Annotated in this window: 18 protein-coding genes; 11 read left to right on the top strand and 7 right to left on the bottom strand. The window is 71.2% G+C overall.

Features of this window, described 5'->3' with window-relative positions; all coding sequences use genetic code 11:
* Nucleotides 1-43 precede the first annotated feature (43 nt).
* Nucleotides 44-886, top strand: coding sequence for an NAD-dependent epimerase/dehydratase family protein (locus tag QUG98_RS00925; RefSeq protein WP_289468778.1), 843 nt, complete (start codon nucleotides 44-46; stop codon nucleotides 884-886).
* 78 nt (nucleotides 887-964) lie between these two features.
* Here QUG98_RS00925 and QUG98_RS00920 read toward each other — a convergent pair whose 3' ends face one another.
* The 3 genes from QUG98_RS00920 to pepN form a co-directional block, all read right to left on the bottom strand.
* A complete protein-coding gene (locus tag QUG98_RS00920) occupies nucleotides 965-1,375 on the bottom strand; it encodes a globin (RefSeq protein WP_289469178.1) in 411 nt (136 codons plus the stop codon).
* A 44-nt stretch (nucleotides 1,376-1,419) separates the two neighbouring features.
* The gene (locus QUG98_RS00915) at nucleotides 1,420-2,514 is read right to left on the bottom strand and encodes a mechanosensitive ion channel family protein (protein WP_289468777.1); all 1,095 of its coding nucleotides are present in this window, start codon (nucleotides 2,512-2,514) and stop codon (nucleotides 1,420-1,422) included.
* A gap of 84 nt (nucleotides 2,515-2,598) precedes the next feature.
* Nucleotides 2,599-5,178 carry an aminopeptidase N gene (gene pepN / locus QUG98_RS00910; protein ID WP_289468776.1) on the bottom strand — a complete coding sequence of 860 codons (2,580 nt, stop codon included), beginning with the start codon at nucleotides 5,176-5,178 and terminating at the stop codon, nucleotides 2,599-2,601.
* A gap of 120 nt (nucleotides 5,179-5,298) precedes the next feature.
* Here pepN and QUG98_RS00905 point away from each other — a divergent pair, with 120 nt between their 5' ends.
* The 6 genes from QUG98_RS00905 (at nucleotide 5,299) to QUG98_RS00880 (ending at nucleotide 9,694) form a co-directional block, all read left to right on the top strand.
* Nucleotides 5,299-5,943, top strand: coding sequence for a mycothiol-dependent nitroreductase Rv2466c family protein (locus QUG98_RS00905; protein ID WP_353067817.1), 645 nt, complete (start codon nucleotides 5,299-5,301; stop codon nucleotides 5,941-5,943).
* Nucleotides 5,944-6,095: 152 nt separating this feature from the next.
* Nucleotides 6,096-6,377 (top strand): hypothetical protein, encoded by a 282-nt coding sequence (locus QUG98_RS00900; RefSeq protein ID WP_289468775.1) that lies wholly within the window; start codon nucleotides 6,096-6,098, stop codon nucleotides 6,375-6,377.
* A gap of 8 nt (nucleotides 6,378-6,385) precedes the next feature.
* The gene (locus QUG98_RS00895) at nucleotides 6,386-7,603 is read left to right on the top strand and encodes a hypothetical protein (protein ID WP_289468774.1); all 1,218 of its coding nucleotides are present in this window, start codon (nucleotides 6,386-6,388) and stop codon (nucleotides 7,601-7,603) included.
* 2 nt (nucleotides 7,604-7,605) lie between these two features.
* Nucleotides 7,606-8,064 carry a hypothetical protein gene (locus QUG98_RS00890; protein ID WP_289468773.1) on the top strand — a complete coding sequence of 153 codons (459 nt, stop codon included), beginning with the start codon at nucleotides 7,606-7,608 and terminating at the stop codon, nucleotides 8,062-8,064.
* 132 nt (nucleotides 8,065-8,196) lie between these two features.
* On the top strand, nucleotides 8,197-8,652 hold the full coding sequence (locus tag QUG98_RS00885) for a hypothetical protein (protein ID WP_289468772.1): 456 nt from the start codon (nucleotides 8,197-8,199) through the stop codon (nucleotides 8,650-8,652).
* Nucleotides 8,645-9,694, top strand: coding sequence for a hypothetical protein (locus QUG98_RS00880; protein ID WP_289468771.1), 1,050 nt, complete (start codon nucleotides 8,645-8,647; stop codon nucleotides 9,692-9,694). The genes QUG98_RS00885 and QUG98_RS00880 overlap by 8 nt, the downstream gene beginning before the upstream one ends.
* A 19-nt stretch (nucleotides 9,695-9,713) precedes the next feature.
* Here the strand turns inward: QUG98_RS00880 and QUG98_RS00875 are convergent, their stop codons facing one another.
* A complete protein-coding gene (locus QUG98_RS00875) occupies nucleotides 9,714-10,241 on the bottom strand; it encodes a GNAT family N-acetyltransferase (protein WP_289468770.1) in 528 nt (175 codons plus the stop codon).
* Here QUG98_RS00875 and QUG98_RS00870 point away from each other — a divergent pair.
* Genes QUG98_RS00870 through QUG98_RS00860 form a run of 3 tightly spaced genes read left to right on the top strand, consistent with a single transcriptional unit; the run spans nucleotide 10,240 to nucleotide 12,340 of the window.
* Nucleotides 10,240-10,893 (top strand): helix-turn-helix domain-containing protein, encoded by a 654-nt coding sequence (locus QUG98_RS00870; RefSeq protein WP_289468769.1) that lies wholly within the window; start codon nucleotides 10,240-10,242, stop codon nucleotides 10,891-10,893. The two genes, QUG98_RS00875 and QUG98_RS00870, sit on opposite strands and share 2 nt — an antisense overlap.
* A gap of 10 nt (nucleotides 10,894-10,903) precedes the next feature.
* Entirely contained in the window at nucleotides 10,904-11,392 is a 489-nt protein-coding gene (locus QUG98_RS00865; protein WP_289468768.1) for a ribose-5-phosphate isomerase, read from the top strand.
* An 18-nt stretch (nucleotides 11,393-11,410) separates the two neighbouring features.
* Nucleotides 11,411-12,340: an Fpg/Nei family DNA glycosylase gene (locus QUG98_RS00860; RefSeq protein ID WP_289468767.1), complete on the top strand. Its 930-nt coding sequence runs from the start codon at nucleotides 11,411-11,413 to the stop codon at nucleotides 12,338-12,340.
* 27 nt (nucleotides 12,341-12,367) lie between these two features.
* On the opposite strand, the gene QUG98_RS00855 is transcribed toward QUG98_RS00860, so the two are convergent.
* Nucleotides 12,368-13,846, bottom strand: coding sequence for an amidohydrolase (locus QUG98_RS00855; protein ID WP_289468766.1), 1,479 nt, complete (start codon nucleotides 13,844-13,846; stop codon nucleotides 12,368-12,370).
* The gene (locus QUG98_RS00850; protein WP_289468765.1) at nucleotides 13,843-14,496 is read right to left on the bottom strand and encodes an FMN-binding negative transcriptional regulator; all 654 of its coding nucleotides are present in this window, start codon (nucleotides 14,494-14,496) and stop codon (nucleotides 13,843-13,845) included. Before QUG98_RS00850 ends, QUG98_RS00855 begins: the two co-directional genes overlap by 4 nt.
* Nucleotides 14,497-14,529: 33 nt before the next feature.
* Between QUG98_RS00850 and QUG98_RS00845 the strand changes: the two genes are divergently transcribed.
* Entirely contained in the window at nucleotides 14,530-15,936 is a 1,407-nt protein-coding gene (locus QUG98_RS00845) for a serine hydrolase domain-containing protein (protein ID WP_289468764.1), read from the top strand.
* Between the two features lie 46 nt (nucleotides 15,937-15,982).
* Here the strand turns inward: QUG98_RS00845 and QUG98_RS00840 are convergent, their stop codons facing one another.
* On the bottom strand, nucleotides 15,983-16,579 hold the full coding sequence (locus QUG98_RS00840) for a hypothetical protein (RefSeq protein WP_289468763.1): 597 nt from the start codon (nucleotides 16,577-16,579) through the stop codon (nucleotides 15,983-15,985).
* Nucleotides 16,580-16,742 lie beyond the last annotated feature (163 nt).

Raw genomic sequence — 16,742 nt, 5'->3', positions numbered from 1 at the left:
GGATGCCCACCCGGCTCCGTCATCGGCGTGGTTGGGTTGCATCATGAACGTCTTCCTCACCGGCGCATCCGGGTACATCGGGTCCTCAGTCCTCCGCGCACTCGTCGCCCACGGGCACCGGGTCACGGCGGTCGTCCGTTCCGATCAGAAGGGCGCGGCGGTGCGCGACGCCGGGGGAGACGCGATCGTCGGCGACCTGACCGACACGGACCTCGTCCGACGTCTGGCTCACGAGAGCGATGCCGTGGTGCACACCGCCTCGGCCGAGTCCGTCGACCCGGACTTCACGGCGACGGTGACACAGGCCTTCTCCGACACCTCGAAGCCGTTCGTGCACACCGGCGGCATCTTCACGTTCGGAGACTCGACCGACATCTCGGAGCAGTCGCCCGTCTCCCCGCCTGAGCTCACGGCGTGGCGCGCCCCGATCGAGGCGCGGGTCCGCGCGAGTGCGGCCCGGACCACCATCGTTGCTCCGGGCATCGTGTACGGCCGCGGCGCGGGCATCCCGATGATGTTCGTCGGGGACGGCGAACACGAGGTCCGGCTGGTCGGGGACGGATCGCAGCGGTGGACGACGGTGCACGTCGACGACCTGGCCGAGTTGTACGTCCTCGCCCTGCAGCGCGGCGAGCAGGACGGCTACGTCGTCGCTGCGACGGGTGACAACCCCACGGTCCGCGAGATCGCCGAGGCGGGCGCCCACGGGTCGTCCGTCGTCGCGGAGAGTGTGGAGGACAGTCGCGAGCGGCTCGGCCGCACCTTCGCCGACGCCCTGCTGCTGCACCAGGAGGCCTCCGGAGCGCATGCGCGCGCCGCCTTCGGTTGGGCACCGACGCGGCCGTCCCTGGTCGAGGAGCTGGCGGACGGGTCCTCCGTCCGGTAGTCCCGCTCCGGGCGGACGGGAGGCCCGTGGCGGCCCCGCCACGCGCCTCCCGTCCGTGGCCCGGCCGCCGTGGACCGGTCAGTCGAACGTGTTCGTCATCGCGTGCGCCGCCCGGTCGAGGTACGCCCAGAGTTCGGCCTCGTCGAGCGGCGCCAGGTCGAGTGACTCGACCGCCTCGTGCATGTGGTGCAGCCAACGCTCCCGGGCCTCGGACGTGATGCGGAACGGGTTGTGGCGCATGCGCAAGCGGGGGTGCCCACGCTCCTCGCTGTAGGTGGCGGGGCCGCCCCAGTACTGCTGCAGGAACGCCGACAGCCGCCAGATCGCACCCTCGAGGTCGTCCGCCGGGTACATCGGCCAGATGACCTCGTCCTGCTGCACACCCTCGTAGAAGCGTCGGACGAGCCGATCGAAGGTCGGTGCGCCGCCGATCCGGTCGTACAGCGACCCGGTGGCAGCGGCGCCGCCGACACCGACCCGGAGCGTGATCGGCTGCGCGGGCACACCGCCGTGTGCCGGAGGGGTGAGATCGCTCACTGGTGGTCCTTCCCGGGCTGCTGCCCGCGGTCCTCGTCGCGCCCCGGCTCGTCCGTGCGGATCGCCCGTCCGAACAGGTTCGCACGCTTCCCGCCGCGGGACTTCGTCGGTGCGGGGGTCGGCTGGGTCCGGACCGAGCGGAGCCCGTTGATCGACGTGGCGTTCTCCCACCCCTCGGGCATGATCATCGCCATCGCGGGCAGCGTGACCCCGAGCTCATCGACGGCGCGCTTCAGCCGCACCCGCATCTCGCGCCCGACGACGTCGAGCTCCGACGCCCGCGTCTTCACCACCAGACGGAACACCATCCCGGTGTCGGTGATGGACTGCAGGCCCCAGATCTCCGGCTTCTCGACGATCCGCTGACGCCAGCGCGGCTCCTGCGACATCGTGACGGCGGCACGGAGCAGGGCGTCCTGCACGGCGTCGATGTCCGTGTCGTAGGGCACGGTGATGTCGACGAGGACGCGCGACCAGCCCTGGGACAGGTTGCCGACGCGCAGGATCTGCCCGTTCGGCACGAACCAGAGGATGCCGTTCACGTCGCGGATCTGCATGACGCGCAGACCGACGTTCTCGACGACGCCAGTGGCCGGCCCGGTGTCGACGACGTCGCCGACACCGGCCTGGTCCTCGAGGATCATGAAGATGCCGGAGAGCAGGTCCTTCACGATGCTCTGCGCGCCCACCGCCAGCCCGGCGGCGATCAGGGAGGCGCCGCCCACGATGCCGACGGCTGCGCCCTTCCAGACCGCGGTGACGATGACGATCAGCGCGATGACCACGACGACCACGGTCGCCAGGTTCTCGAGCACGCTGCCGAGCGTCCGCGTCCGTTGCACCACGCGGGCGGTCTGCACCGGTGACGCGATGAGTGCCTGGGTGTCGTCGACGTTCTGACGACGCTTCGCGCCGTTCACCACCTGGTCGACGATCCCCTTGATCACGCGACGCAGGATCAGCCGCACGAGGATCGCGGCGATGATCGTGATGACGATCGTGATCGGGATCTGCCAGGTGTCGACGAACTGGGTGAAGGCGTTCGACGCCCACTTCGAGACGTCGTCGGTCGTGTTCGCTGCCGAGTTCATGATCCGAACGATGCTAGAGGGCGGGGCCTCGGTGACCCTTGAGGATCACCGAGGCCCCGCCCCTGCGTGGTCGTCCGACCGGTGTCAGGCGTCGGCCGCCTGGACTCGCAGCGCACGCTCGGTGCCCGCGAGGTTCTCGGTGACGATGCGGCGGAGCGCCGGGGTCTCCGGGTGCGCCTCGAGCCACGCGTTCGCGGCGTCGCGGAGCTCGACCGACGCGAGCGGCGCCGGGTAGAGACCGCTGACGATCGTGTCGGCGATGTGGTAGCTCCGCTCGGCCCAGATGCGGGTCAGCACGTCGAAGTACTTCGACACGAGCCCTTCGAGCACGACCGGGCTGTTGGTGTGCTGGAACCCGACGGTCGTCTGACGGACGATCGCGTTCGGCGCCTCGGACGAGTCGACGAGCGACGAGAACGCCGCGAGCTTGCCATCGGCGGTCGGGATCGTCGCGCGCGCCCGAGCGGCGGCCTGCTCACCCGAGGCCGTCTTGTCGGCCGCGAGCTCGGCGTCGACCTCGGCGTCACCGGCGGCACCCGCGAGCACGAGGCCCTCGAGCAGCTCCCAGCGCAGGTCGGTGTCGATCTCCAGGCCCTGCAGCGTGACGGAACCGTCGCGCAGACCCTGCAGCGTCGCCACGTGCTCCGGCGTCGACGCGATCTGCGCGAAGAACTTCACGAACTGGAACTGGGCGTCGGACCCGGCCTCGGCCGAGGACGCCAGCTGCCAGAGGGTGTCGCCGACGGTGCGGACCGTGGCGTCGACCTTCGCCGGCGCGACGTAGCTGCGCGTGGTCAGGAGCAGCTGCGACAGCGTCGTGCGGATGGTCGTCGACTCGGTCTCGGTCGCGATGTTGCCGAGCACCAGGCGGACGTAGTCGCTCGCGGGCGACTCGGCGTCGCGCGTGGCGTCCCACATCGCACCCCAGACGATCGAGCGGGCCAGCGGGTTCGCGATCGAGGCGAGGTGCTCGATCGCGGTGCGGCGGGATTGCTCGTCGAGACGGATCTTGGCGTACGCCAGGTCGTCGTCGTTGAGGAGCACGAGGTCGCCGCGGTGCACGCCGACGAGCTCGGGGACCTCGGTGCGGGCGCCGTCGACGTCGATCTCGACGCGGTGCATGCGCTCGAGCTTGCCGCCGGCCGACGCGGTGTCGGCACCGAACGGCGCCGACTCGTCCGTGGCGAACCCGTAGACGCCGATCGCCAGGCGGTGCGGGCGGAGCGTCGGGTGGTCGGCGGGAGCCTCCTGCAACACGGCGAACGAGGTGATCACACCGGACTCGTCGACCTCGATCTCGGGGCGCAGCGTGTTCACGCCGGCGGTCTCGAGCCACAGCCCCGACCACTCGGACAGGTCGCGACCGCTCGTCGCCTCGAGCTCGACGAGCAGGTCACGGAGCTCGGTGTTCGAGTGGTGGTGCTTCTTGAAGTACTGCGAGACGCCCGCGAAGAACGCGTCGATGCCGACCCACGCGACGAGCTGCTTCAGGACGGAGCCGCCCTTGGCGTACGTGATGCCGTCGAAGTTGACCTGCACGTCCTCGAGGTCGTTGATCGTCGCGACGATCGGGTGCGTCGAGGGGAGCTGGTCCTGGCGGTAGGCCCAGGACTTCTCCATCGCCTGGAACGTGGTCCAGGCCTCGGTCCACTCGGTGGCCTCGGCCGTGGCGATGGTCGACGCCCACTCGGCGAACGACTCGTTCAGCCACAGGTCGTTCCACCACTTCATGGTGACGAGGTCACCGAACCACATGTGCGCGAGCTCGTGCAGGATCGTGACGACCCGGCGCTCCTTGATGGCATCGGTGACCTTGGACCGGAACACGTAGGTCTCGGTGAACGTCACGCAGCCGGCGTTCTCCATCGCGCCGGCGTTGAACTCCGGCACGAAGAGCTGGTCGTACTTCTCGAACGGGTACGGGACGTCGAACTTCTCCTCGTAGTAGGCGAAGCCCTTCTTCGTCGTCTCGAACACGTACTCGGGGTCGAGGTACTCGGCGAGCGAGCGGCGCGCGAACACGCCGAGCGGGATGGTCCGGCCGTCGCGGCTCGTGAGCTCGTCGCGGACGACCTCGTACGGGCCGGCGACGAGCGCGGTGATGTAGCTCGAGATCTTCGCGGTCGGGGTGAACGACCAGGTCGCCACCTCGCCGTCGACGTGCGGCTCGGGCGTCGGGGAGTTCGAGACGACCTGCCAGCGGGCCGGCGCCGTGACGGTGAAGGTGAACTCGGCCTTGAGGTCGGGCTGCTCGAACACCGCGAACATGCGCCGTGAGTCCGGGACCTCGAACTGGGAGTACAGGTAGACCTCGTCGTCGACCGGGTCGACGAAGCGGTGCAGGCCCTCGCCCGTGTTCGTGTACATCGCGTCGGCGACGACCACGAGCTCGTTCTGCTCCTGCAGGTCGTCGAGCTGGATCCGGACGCCGTCGTTCACGGCCGCGACGTCGAGCGCGGTGCCGTTCAGCGTGATCGAGTGCACGGTCTTCGTGATCGCGTCGATGAAGGTCGAGGCACCGGCCGTCGCGGTGAACCGGACGCGCGTGGTGCTGCCGAAGGTCTCGGCCCCGCGGGTCAGGTCCAGCTCGACGTCGTACGTCTGCACGTCGACGATCGCGGCACGTTCCTGGGCTTCGGTTCTGGTGAGGTTCTCTCCGGGCACGGACGCTCCAACTTCGCTTGCGGCGCGGACGATCGAGGTCCGCGGTGAGGGGTTCCCGGCAGGCGTCGTGCGCCGTCGGGACGATGGGATCAGCCTAGCGAGCGCGCGTACGCTCGCAGCGTGACCGAGACGACTGTGGACAACACCGAGACCGCCCGCACCGCTGTGGAGTTCTGGTTCGACCCGAACTGCCCGTGGGCCTGGATGACCAGCCGCTGGGTCGGCGAGGTCGAGCAGCAGCGCCCGATCGACGTGACCTGGCGGGTGATGAGCCTGTTCGTCCTGAACGAGGACCAGGACATCCCCGAGGAGTACCGGGAGCGCATCCACAAGGGGCAGCTCTACCCGCGCATCGTGAGCGCCGCGCTGCTCCGCCACGGCCAGGACATCGTCAAGCCGCTGTACGACGCGCTCGGCGAGCACGTCCACCACCGCCAGGAGTCCGACCCCGACCAGGTCGTCCCCGCCGTGCTCCGCGAGCTCGACCTCGACGAGGACCTGCTCGAGTACGCGTGGACCGACGAGGTCGACCAGGCCGTCCGCGCGAGCCACCAGGACGGCGTCGACCGGGTCGGTCAGGACGTCGGCACCCCGGTCATCGCCGTCGAGGGCACCGCCTTCTTCGGCCCCGTCATCTCCCCGGCGCCGAAGGGCCAGGAGGCGCTCGACCTGTGGGACGGCGTCGTCGCGGTGGCGAAGTACCCCGGCTTCTTCGAACTCAAGCGTTCGCGGACGGTCGGCCCGATCTTCGACACGGTCGCGTAGACCGGCCCGCGTCGCGGGCGCGACCAGCGGGCGGACGGGAGGCACGGTGCGGCGCCGCCCCGGACCTCCTGTCTGCTACGGTGCTGACCGAACGCTGAAACATCACGAGCACGGGGGTCTCGGTGGGGGAGCAGTACCGGGTCGACCGGGGGATGACCGAACGGACGGTCGCGGACGTCCGCGACGCGGCGTCCGACGTCGCCGAACGGGCAGCGGCCTTGACCGAGGCGCTCGACACCGTCACCTCGGCAGCGAGCGGTTCGGACGTCATCGCCTCGGCCGTCGCGTCCTTCGCCGCTGCGCGGTCGGCCACCGCACCGCGGATCGGCGCGCACCTCGCAGCGGTGAGTGCGGTCGGCCGGGTCGCCCTGGCCGCGGTGGACGAAGCAGACACGGAGATGGCCGTCCGGGCCGAGCGGGGCGCCGTCCGGTGAGTGCACCGGTGACCACGGGGCTCCTCGACGAGATCCGGCTCGACATGGGCGCGGTCGTGGCCGCGGCCGGTGCGGCGAGCGCTGCTGCAGAGCGCGTCCGGACCGCTGCCGCGGACGGCGGGCGGTCCTGGGCGGCCATGCCGTCCGCCTTCGCGATGCCCGGTGTGAGCGAGGCGATGCCCGCGATGACCCGCCGGTCGAGCGACGCAGCCGACGGCCTGGCCGACAGTGTCACGGCCTTGCATCGCCTGCTCGACGCGGCCTCGTTCGAGTTCGCCGACCTCAGCTCTCGGCGGGCCGCGCTGGCGGAACGGATCGCGTCCTTCACGGACGGGATCAGGCATGCCGTCGCACAGCACGACGCGGCGCTCGCCGACCCGCCGGCGGCGGCGACGCCGTGGCGGGAGGTCCCCGGCCTCGCCGCCGAGGACACCGCGCTCCGATCGGCGGCAGAGGCGTGGAACGAGCAGTGGCGCGAGTGGCAGCGGGACCTGGCGTCGCGCATCCGGCGGATCGACGGTGGAGACTCGACGGACGGACTCGCCATCGACGAGACCGACGTCCGCACCGCGAGCCTCGTGGCGCCGATGCCGCTCCCGGGGTTCCCCTCGACGCCGTTCCAGTTCCCCTGGCCCTGGCTCGGGGCAGCCGGGGGAACAGCAGCCGGAGCAGGGAGCGCGGCCGCCGGAGCATCCGCGCTCGGGCTCCTCGGGATCCTCTTCGGACTGAGCGGCGACACCGCGAAGCAGACTCCCGCGGACGCGATGCGGCAGCGGATGGCGCAGGCCGACCGGGACGCCTGGGCCTGGACACACGATCCACTCACCGGCAAGCCGCGCGAGGTCGCCGGCGGCGCTGGCATCATGACCGACGTCATCGGGCCGATGACCGGGGCGGAGGCGAACGAGCACATCCGCTCGATCGGTCGGCCGGGAAAGACCGAGCCGCACCGAGAGGTGGACACGCCCGAAGAAGTCGTGGCGGCGTGGCGTGACCTGAGTCGTGGCGGAAAGCTTGTCACCGGGGCCGCTCGAGATCGCATCCAGGTGGTCCTTCCGGATGGCACGAGGGTGCAGTACCGGCGTGACAGCGGAACCGGGGGACCAGTGGTCGAGGTGCACAACCCCAAATCGTCGGAGTGGGAGAACGTGAAGGTGCACCTGCCAGAGCGGATCGATCGACCTGGTCCGCACGATCTACCCGATGACGCTTTCCCGGAGGACTGACGATGAACGAGTTCACCTACTACTGCCTCGCCAGTGTGGAAGACGGGACGGGAGACGACTTGTGGGCGTGGTCCGGCAACGTGGAGAAGGGTCGTCACCGCCCTCTCGAGGACACCCGCTCGTGGCTCCTCCGACGGCTCCAGCAGCTCCTCGAAGGCGATCTGGTGTCGGTCGGAAACTTCGAGTACGGCGACTCTGACAGAGCCGTCTGGCGGCCATGGCCCGGTGATCCCGATTCCCTGGTCGAACGCGTCGCCGCGATCTACACCGTTGATGTCGAGCCTGACGAGGTGCAGTTCTGGGATTGCTACCTGATGAGGACGGAGCACGGCTCGGAGCTGTACGCGCGGGAACGTGCCCGGCGTCTGTCCGCCGGTCGGGACGTGGTCCCACGGCTTCGGAACGTCTGGGACGCCGACGGAACCGTCATCGAGCCACTTGGTGACGAGATCGTTGTCTGACGCCGACCCGGGAACCCGCTCAGACAGCAGATCCGGCGACCCGATCGTTGATGTCCGTGCGAGCTCGCGGGACAAGATCGAGATCCGTCTCCCGGGAGGATCGGATTCACACGACCCATCGAGGGACGCTTGATGAACGAACTGACTTACCAACTCCTCGCGGACGTCGCGGACGGACTGGGTACAGACCTCTCCGAATGGCACACGACCGTTGCGCACCGCACCGGCGAGGACGACGCGACCACGCGCTCTCGCGTGCTCGGCTGGATCCGGGCTTCGGTCGAGCAGGACATCATGGGGCTCGGGTCTCTCGAACCTGATGAGGAGGGGCGGGGACGGTGGTCGAACTGGGACGGCCCGGTGGGCGATCGTCTCGAGCGTGCTGGCGCACGGTACGGCGCAACCGGCACGCTCTGGAACGTCTTCGCGACCGACACTCCTCGAGGGATGGATCTCTACGAGGCCGAGCGGAGTCGCCGGGAGGCAGCGGGCCTCGATCCTGATGCGCACGTGGACCACTACTTCGAGGGGATCTGGGACGCCGACGGGAACGTCATCGAGCCGGACGGGGACAAGGTCGTTGTCTGACGCAGACCTGCAGTACGTGGCGTTCCCGACCGTGGAGGTGCGGGCGATGCCCGACGGCTCGATCGCAGCGCTCCGCGAGCCGCTGCCCGGTCACGAGCAGTACATCGACGTCGTCCCGCACGTCGACGCCGAGGATCCCCGGGTGCAGCGACGCAGCGTTCGGCGCGACCCGGGCCTGCCGCCGAGCACCGAGCCAGCGCCGCGGACTCCCGAGGAACTGCTCCTGCTGGCCCTCACGGAGTTCAACCGGAACGGGTGCGCGACCGACCTCCGCGCGCTGCACCGCATGACGCGGATCGACCACGGACTCGACGGTCCCCGAGCGCGGGCGATGGCGCTGCGCTCCGTCGAGATCGGCATCCGCCGGGGGCTGCTGACGAGCGGGATGTTCGTCCGGAGCGGTCCGGAGCTCGCGTTCGTCGAACCCGAGCGGAGCCTCGCAGACCGGGTCGCGACCGTCCGCGGTCGGTACGTCAGCGCGCCAGAGGCCGGCGAGTCCGACGACGACCTCGCCGACTCGGTGTGGTTGATGAACACGACCGAGGGCGAGCGGTACGCCCGGACTCACGGCGCCGAGGCGGGCCAGACCGGCCGAGCGAGCGAAACTGAGCCGACGGAGACCGCGGGTGCGCCGGCGGTCGTGGTGCGCTCGTCGGGCGAGGCGTGGGACAACCGGCACCACGCGCTCCTGGCCGACAACGTCTTCGAGGAACTCCGGAACGGCTGGCTGTCGTGGGAGCAGGGCATCGAGGACGCTGCACTGCGCAAGGTGGCGTGGGGCGTCGCCGCCGAGATCGTCTACGCCTTCGACGTCACGTGGTCGCCGAACTGGGTCCCGAAGGGACACCCGCACCGCTGGCAGGACGACGAGGGGTGGCACGCGCGGTGCAACGACTGCCTCGCGGAGAGCCGTGCGGAAGCCGAGGAAGCGGTCGCGTGGGACTGGTTCGCCACCCATCGTGCCGTTGCGCACGGCGACACGGCCCCGGCGTTCCGCCCGTCTCCACCGCCGATCGAGGTTCCGCTCCCCGGCGACGAGTGACCCGTCCGGATCGTGTGTGTCAGGTGACGCGCAACTGCATGAGCGTCAGGTCCAGCCACCGGTCGAACTTCCGGCCGACCTCGGGCACCACCCCGACGGTGACGAACCCGAGCCGCTCGTGCAGGGCGATCGAGCCCGTGTTCGACGAGCAGATGCCGGCCATCACGACGTGTACGTCCGCCGCCCGGGCATGTGCGACGAGGGCGTCCATCAGCACGGTCGCGATGCCCCGGCCGCGGAACGCCGGCACGACGTAGACGCTGTGCTCGACCGTGTGGCGGTACCCCTGGTGTGGCCGGAACGCACTGTAGGTGACGTAGCCCGCGACGACCCCGCCGACCTCGGCGACCAGCACGGGCAACCCGGCTGCACGACGCTCGGCGAGCCACCCGTCGAAGTACTCCCGCGGGTGCGGCTCCTCCTGCCAGATCGCCGTCGAGTGCAGCACGGCGTCGACGTGCAGGGCGTGGACGACGTCGAGGTCGCGCGGCTCGCAGTCTCGGACCACGACCGGAGACGCCTCCTCCGTCGCATATGCTGTCGCCATGTCTCAGATCGTAGACGACGTCGAGCCGGCGGCGGAACCCGGTGCCGAGCACCCGGACGACGCCGACCAGCGCCGCCTGGGGGAGCGGCTGCAGCGTCTGCGGACCGAACGGAAGTGGAGCCTGACCGAGCTCGCCGAGGAGTCGGGCGTCTCCCGAGCGATGATCAACCGCGTCGAGCGCGGGGTGTCGAGCCCGACGGCGACCATCCTCGGGCGACTGTCCGGCGCCTTCGGCCTGACGATCTCGCAGCTCCTCGACGAGGCACTCGACCACGAGGTGCCCCGGGCGACCGATCCCGACGAGGCGCGCGGTGTCCAACGCGGCGCGACCGCCGACTCCTGGACCGATCCCGAGACCGGGTACCGTCGGCGTCCGGTCTCGAGTGCCGACTTCCCCGCGGACGTCACCGAGGTGCGCCTCCCGGCCGGTGAGGAGGTCGCCTACCCGGCGTCCGCCTACGCGTTCCTGCGGCACTGCATCTGGGTGGTCGACGGTGCTCTCGAGGTCGTCGTCGGCGACGAGCCGACGCGACTGAGTGCCGGCGACCGCATCGAGCTCGGCGAACCGGCCGACGTCGTCTACCGGAACCCGGGCTCGGAGCCCGTGCGGTACGTCGTGGTGGTGGTCCGGGCCGCGCGAGGCCGGGAATAGGATCGAAGTCATGCGCATCCACCTCGGAACGGACCACGCCGGCCTCGAGTTCACCAAGACCCTCGCCCAGCACCTGACCGACGCGGGGCACGAGGTCGTCGACCACGGTCCGACCGAGTACGACGCGCTGGACGACTACCCCTCGTTCTGCATCAACGCGGCGCACGCCGTCGTGCAGGACCAGCGCGCGGGCGTCGAGGCGCTCGGTGTCGTCTTCGGCGGCTCCGGCAACGGTGAGCAGATCGCCGCGAACAAGGTCGAGGGCATCCGCGCCGCGCTGGTCTGGAACGAGTCCACGGCGCTGCTCGCCCGACAGCACAACGACGCGAACGTGATCTCGATCGGCGCGCGCCAGCACACCGAGGACGAGGCGATCCACTTCGTCGACCTGTTCGTCGCCGAGCCGTTCTCGGGCGAGGAGCGCCACGCCCGCCGCATCGCGCAGCTGGCCGAGTACGAGACGACGGGGCACATCGTCGGTCGGCAGATCGACGAGTAGGCCGGGTAGACAGGACCGATGCCAGAGGGTCACTCCGTCCACCGCATCGCGAACCAGTTCTCCCGGCACTTCGTCGGCAAGCGGTGCGAGGTGTCCAGCCCGCAGGGACGGTTCGCCGACGGAGCCGCGCAGCTCGACGGCAAGCGCATGGTCGCTGCGCGGGCCGTGGCGAAGCAGATGTTCCTGGAGTTCGAGGACGACCTGTTCCTGCGCGTCCACCTCGGGCTCTACGGTGCGTGGGACTTCGCGGGCGTGATCTCCTCCGCCGAGGCGCTGTCCGAGGACGGCGACGGCGAGGAGTCCCTGTCGTCGATCGGCGCCCCGCGGCTCGCCCGGTACCGGATGGCCGAGCAGGAGAAGTCCGAGGACCCGATCGAGTCCTTCCCGCCGGACCCGGTCGGCCAGGTGCGCGTCCGCATCCTCACCGAGGACACGGTGGCCGACCTCCGCGGACCGACCGCCTGCGTCGTCGAGGACCCGGCGGGCGTGCAGCGTGCGCTCGACAAGCTGGGGCCGGACCCGATCAACGACGACGGCCCGGAGGCCGAGAAGACCTTCGTCGACAACGTGCGGAAGCGCAACGTCGCGATCGGTCAGCTGCTCATGGACCAGTCCGTCGTGGCCGGCATCGGCAACATCTACCGCGCCGAGCTGCTGTTCCGGCAGCGCATCGACCCGTACAAGCCCGGCAAGAAGCTGACGGTGAAGCAGGCGAAGGCGCTGTGGCAGGACTGGTCGAAGCTCCTGCACGCGGGGGTCCGGGACGGCCTCATGCTCACGATGGACGACCTGTCCGAGGCGGACCACGCCAAGGCGCTCCGCTCGCGGAAGGACCGGCACTGGGTGTACCACCGCCAGGGGGAACCCTGCCGGGTGTGCGGGACCGAGATCCGGATGGCGGACATGGCCGGGCGCAAGCTCTACTGGTGCCCGACAGACCAGAAGTAGACCGGGGACCAGAAGTAGGGGCGTCGGCTACAGGTCCCGGTGGGTGAACCGCCCCGCGATCGCCGTCGCCAGCACCTCGGCGTGCCGCAGCGCCGCCGAGTCGGCGACCGCCAGCGGGTCCGCGGCGAGCAGCACCAGGTCGGCGACGTCCCCGACGGACACCCCGACCCGGCCGCCCTCGGTCGATCCGCGCCACGCGGTCAGCGCGGACAACCGTTCCGCGGGGTGCCACGGCGCGCGGCCGTCGCGGTCCCGCCCGACCGCCGCCGCCATCGACACCCACGGGTCGAGCGGTGCCACGGGAGCGTCCGACCCGAGCCGGAGCTCGGCGCCCGCCCGGTGCAGCGACGCGAACGGGAACGCACGGTCGGTCACGTCAGCCCAGTACCGGTCGGCGATGTCCCGGTCGTCCATCGCGTGCTCGGGCTGCACCGACGCCGCGACGCCGAGCCGCGCGAACCGGTCGACGTCGGTGCCGTGGAGCAGCTGCGCGTGCTCGATGCTGCCCCGGGCGCCGACGGCCTCGAACACGTCGAGCGCCAGGGTGTTCGCCCGGTCGCCGATCGCGTGCACCGCGGGGACGAACCCGGCGTCGACCGCGCGCCGGACCATCGCCACGAGGTCCGCGAACGGGTACGCCAGCACACCCTCGCCGGACGCCATCGCGGCCGTCCGGGTGCCGAGCGAGCCGTCGGTGATCACCTTGAACGGACCCATCCGGACGAGCCCGCGGGTGCCGTCCACGACGTCGCCGGAGCGGAGGCCCCGCGCGATCGCCGCGTCGAGCTCGCCCGGGTACACGCCGGAGTCGACCCGCAGGTCGTCCGTCCCCGCGTGCACGCGCCGGGTCCAGCGGTCGAGGCCGAAGACCATCTCGAGGTCGACGACGCGAGTCACGCCGCGGGCCGCCGCCGCGTCGACCGCCTCGGCCACCCAGCCGTCGAGCACGTCGTCGGGCACCCGGGACAGCACCGCGGTCACGTCGAAGGCGTCCTGCTCGCGCAGCACCCCGTCGTCGCCGGCGTCGAGCGGTCGTCCGAGGAGCGCCGCGCAGTGGGCGAGCGCGAGGGCGTTGCACCAGACGGCGTGCAGGTCGGCGCTGATGACGACGACCGGGAGGCCCGGTGCGGCTCCGTCGAGCAGCCCACGACGCGCAGGGCGTGGCCAGGTGCCGTCGCGGTAGCCGTGCCCGACGAGCACCAGGTCCGCCACCCCGGTGCGCGCCACCGCGGCGAGCGCATCGGCCGTCGCCTCCGCCGACGCGCAGGCCGAGACGTCGACGCGTCGGCGGACGAGGGCCCACTGGTCGAAGTGCACGTGGTGGTCGACGAGCCCGGGGCCGAGCCACGCGCCGTCGGTCTCGACCACGTCGGCGTCGGCGCTCGATGGCGGGTCGAGGGTGCCGGCGGGGGCGACCGCCTCGATGCGGCCGTCGACGATGCGGACGTCGCACGGAGCGCCGGAGGTGCCCACCCGGCGGACGGTGCGGAGCAGGAGGTCGGTCACGATGCCTCCCGGCTGCCCGCGCGGTCCACCTGCGCGCGCTCGACGGCGTCGGCAAGCGCCGGCGACGCGTAGGGGCCGTCGCCGCGGAGCCCCGCGACGATCCGCTCGACCACCTCGGGGGCCTTGTTCTGCGAGAGCTTGGCGCGGGCGTCGAACCGGGCGACCCGGATGCGGATGCCGACGGTGCCCTTCGCCATGCGCCGGGCCGTGTCCTCGTCGACCTCGAGGGACACGGGCTCCGGCATGACCTGCTCGAAGTGGTCGACCAGTTCGCCGAGCACGCGGAAGTTCTCGTCGTCGGACAGGATCTCCGGCGTGCCCCAGCAGTGCGCCGTCACGTGGTTCCAGGTCGGGACGAACTGCTCCGGCGGGTACCAGGCGGGGGAGACGTACCCGTGCGGGCCCTGGAACACCACGAGGACCTCGTGCTGCCCAAGCTCGTGCGCGACCTCGTCCGGCCGGCCGACGTGCGACACGAGGACGATCGCGTCGGGATCGTCGCCCGGCGCGGGTGCCTCGAGCAGGAACGGGTAGTGCGAGGCGACGAGCCCGGAGGCGGTGTGCGACACGATCGTGGCCCACGGGTGCCCGTCGATGAGGCGCCGGACCTCGTCGACGTCGGTCATCAGGAAGTGGGGTGTGTGGCGCATGCGACGAGCGTGGCACATGCCAGGCTGGTCGGCATGGAGAAGCGCGCCGCGTACGAGTCCGTCCTGCCCTACGTCCGTGAGTGGATCGACTACAAGGTGTGGCAGCTCCGGCTCCCGGGCGTGCAGGTCGCGATCGGCTTCGACGACGAGGTGCTGTTCTCCGAGGCCTGGGGGTACGCCGACGTCGAGGCCGGCCGCCGCCTGACGACCGACGACCTGTTCCGGATCGCGTCGCACTCGAAGACGTTCACCGCGACCGCGCTGCTGCAGCTCGCCGACGCCGGGGCGCTGCGGCTCGACGACACCGTCGGGTCGTTCGTCCCCGCACTGGTCGAGGCCGGCTCGCCGATCGCCGACGCGACGGTCCGCGAGCTGATGGAGATGGGGGCCGGAGTCGTCCGCGACGGTGCCGACGGCGACCACTGGGCGCTCGACCACCCGTTCCCGGACGCCGATCAGCTCGTCGCACTCGTGGTCGAGGGTGGCGCGAAGGTGCCCGTCGGGTCGGCCTTCAACTACTCGAACCTCGGCTACGGCCTGCTCGGGCTCGTGATCGAGGCGGTCACCGGCACGACCTACGCCGAGCACGTCCGGAGCGCGATCGTCGAGCCGCTCGGCCTGACGGGGACCGGGCCGGAGTTCGACCCTTCCCGCGAGGACGAGTTCGTCGTCGGGTACACCGGCCTGCACACCGCCCGCACCCGCCAACGCGTCCCGCACGTCACGACGGGGGCGCTCGCCGCCGCGACGGGGTTCCACGGCACCGCGTCCGACCTCGTCCGGTACTTCTCGGCGCACGTGCCCGGCCAGGGCTCGCTGCTGTCCGACCACGCGAAGCGGCTGGCGCAGCGGAAGGCCTGGAGCGCGCTGGACACCGACCCGGCAGCACGTGGCTACGGTGCGGGCTTCATCGTCGACCGGATCGGCGGACGCGAGGTGCGCGGCCACTCCGGCGGGTTCCCCGGCCAGATCACCCAGACGGTGTTCGACCCGGCGTCGTCGCTCGTCGTGTCCGTCCTGACGAGCAGCGCGACCGGTCCCGCGGGCATGATCGCAACGGGCATCGTGCACCTGCTCGATGCCGCGGCCGACGAGCAGGCTCCCGGTCCCGAGCTGCCCGAGGGTGTCGACGCCAGCCGGTACACAGGGCGCTTCACGACCTTCGAGGGCATCACCGATGTCGCTCGGGTCGGGGACCGGCTGCTCGCGATCGACCCGACGCAGCCGGTGCCGACCGAGTCGCCGGTGCGCCTCCGGGTCGTCGACGAGGACACGCTCGTGATGGCCGCGGGGAACCGCTTCGGCTCGGTGGACGAGCGGATCGTCTACACGCGCGACGACTCCGGTCGGGCGGTCTCGTTCCGCGGTGACAGCGGCATGACGCACCGTCCGTGGTCGGTGCCCGAGGAGTCGCCGGAGGTCGCCGCCGCCCTGGTCTGACCGGGACGGCACGGCAGCGGGCGTGGTCGCGCGGCGCGATCCCGTCTCAGCGCACCTCGGCCGACTCGCGGAGGGACCGGACGCCCCGGCCGATCCCCGTCCAGACCGGTCCGGCGACCAGGACGACCGCGACGAGGTAGGCGGCCGCCTGGAACACGTTCGGTGCAGCGAACCAGGTGAGGAGCACGACCTGCGAGTCCGTTCCGAGCGGCACGCTGGACGTGGCCAGCAGGGCGACGAACCACAGCGCGGCGAGTACGCCCAGGAGCAGCCCGAGCGTTCCCTGTCCCGATCGCGCCGGTCCGGTGCGGTGCGCTCGACGAGCCAGGACGCCCGCGGCGAGCAGCGCAGCCTGGGCGACTGCCACGAGCACGACGACGAACACCCCGGAGACGAACCACGACACCGCGAGGGCGAGCGCCGACAGGGCGACGGCCGACCGCACGGGGTCGCGCCGCCGCGTGCTCAGCACCAGCACCACCAGCGCGGCGATCCCCGACACCACGGCACCGACCACGAGGGTCCGCGGGGAGACGTCGCCCGGGACGACCGGGAGTGCGTGGACTGCTCCGGCGAGTGCAGGGAGCAGGGCTGCGAGCACCGCGCCGCCGACGACGAGAGGTTCCTGAGCGCGACTCTGCATGTGAAACACCGTACGCCCATCACTCGTCGTTGTCGACTGCTGGCCGTCGACCGTCGACCGCTGACCGCTGACCGCTGACCGCTGACCGCTGACCGCTGACCGCTGACCGTCGCTGGTCGTACTCCTCCCATCGGTCTCGCGGTCTCCCGCTCTCCCGACACCG

Source organism: Curtobacterium subtropicum, from assembly GCF_030362975.1.
Classification (GTDB): domain Bacteria; phylum Actinomycetota; class Actinomycetes; order Actinomycetales; family Microbacteriaceae; genus Curtobacterium; species Curtobacterium subtropicum.
This window is presented reverse-complemented; position numbering and strand designations above follow the sequence as displayed.

What these genes read in the sequence shown, in the direction of transcription:
- QUG98_RS00925 (WP_289468778.1), top strand. Translation starts at nt 44, where the DNA reads ATGAACGTCTTCCTCACCGGCGCATCCGGGTACATCGGGTCCTCAGTC.
- QUG98_RS00915 (WP_289468777.1), bottom strand. Translation starts at nt 2,514, where the DNA reads ATGAACTCGGCAGCGAACACGACCGACGACGTCTCGAAGTGGGCGTCG.
- QUG98_RS00900 (WP_289468775.1), top strand. Translation starts at nt 6,096, where the DNA reads ATGACCGAACGGACGGTCGCGGACGTCCGCGACGCGGCGTCCGACGTC.
- QUG98_RS00890 (WP_289468773.1), top strand. Translation starts at nt 7,606, where the DNA reads ATGAACGAGTTCACCTACTACTGCCTCGCCAGTGTGGAAGACGGGACG.
- QUG98_RS00885 (WP_289468772.1), top strand. Translation starts at nt 8,197, where the DNA reads ATGAACGAACTGACTTACCAACTCCTCGCGGACGTCGCGGACGGACTG.
- QUG98_RS00870 (WP_289468769.1), top strand. Translation starts at nt 10,240, where the DNA reads ATGTCTCAGATCGTAGACGACGTCGAGCCGGCGGCGGAACCCGGTGCC.
- QUG98_RS00875 (WP_289468770.1), bottom strand. Translation starts at nt 10,241, where the DNA reads ATGGCGACAGCATATGCGACGGAGGAGGCGTCTCCGGTCGTGGTCCGA.
- QUG98_RS00865 (WP_289468768.1), top strand. Translation starts at nt 10,904, where the DNA reads ATGCGCATCCACCTCGGAACGGACCACGCCGGCCTCGAGTTCACCAAG.
- QUG98_RS00860 (WP_289468767.1), top strand. Translation starts at nt 11,411, where the DNA reads ATGCCAGAGGGTCACTCCGTCCACCGCATCGCGAACCAGTTCTCCCGG.
- QUG98_RS00850 (WP_289468765.1), bottom strand. Translation starts at nt 14,496, where the DNA reads ATGCGCCACACACCCCACTTCCTGATGACCGACGTCGACGAGGTCCGG.
- QUG98_RS00845 (WP_289468764.1), top strand. Translation starts at nt 14,530, where the DNA reads ATGGAGAAGCGCGCCGCGTACGAGTCCGTCCTGCCCTACGTCCGTGAG.
- QUG98_RS00840 (WP_289468763.1), bottom strand. Translation starts at nt 16,579, where the DNA reads ATGCAGAGTCGCGCTCAGGAACCTCTCGTCGTCGGCGGCGCGGTGCTC.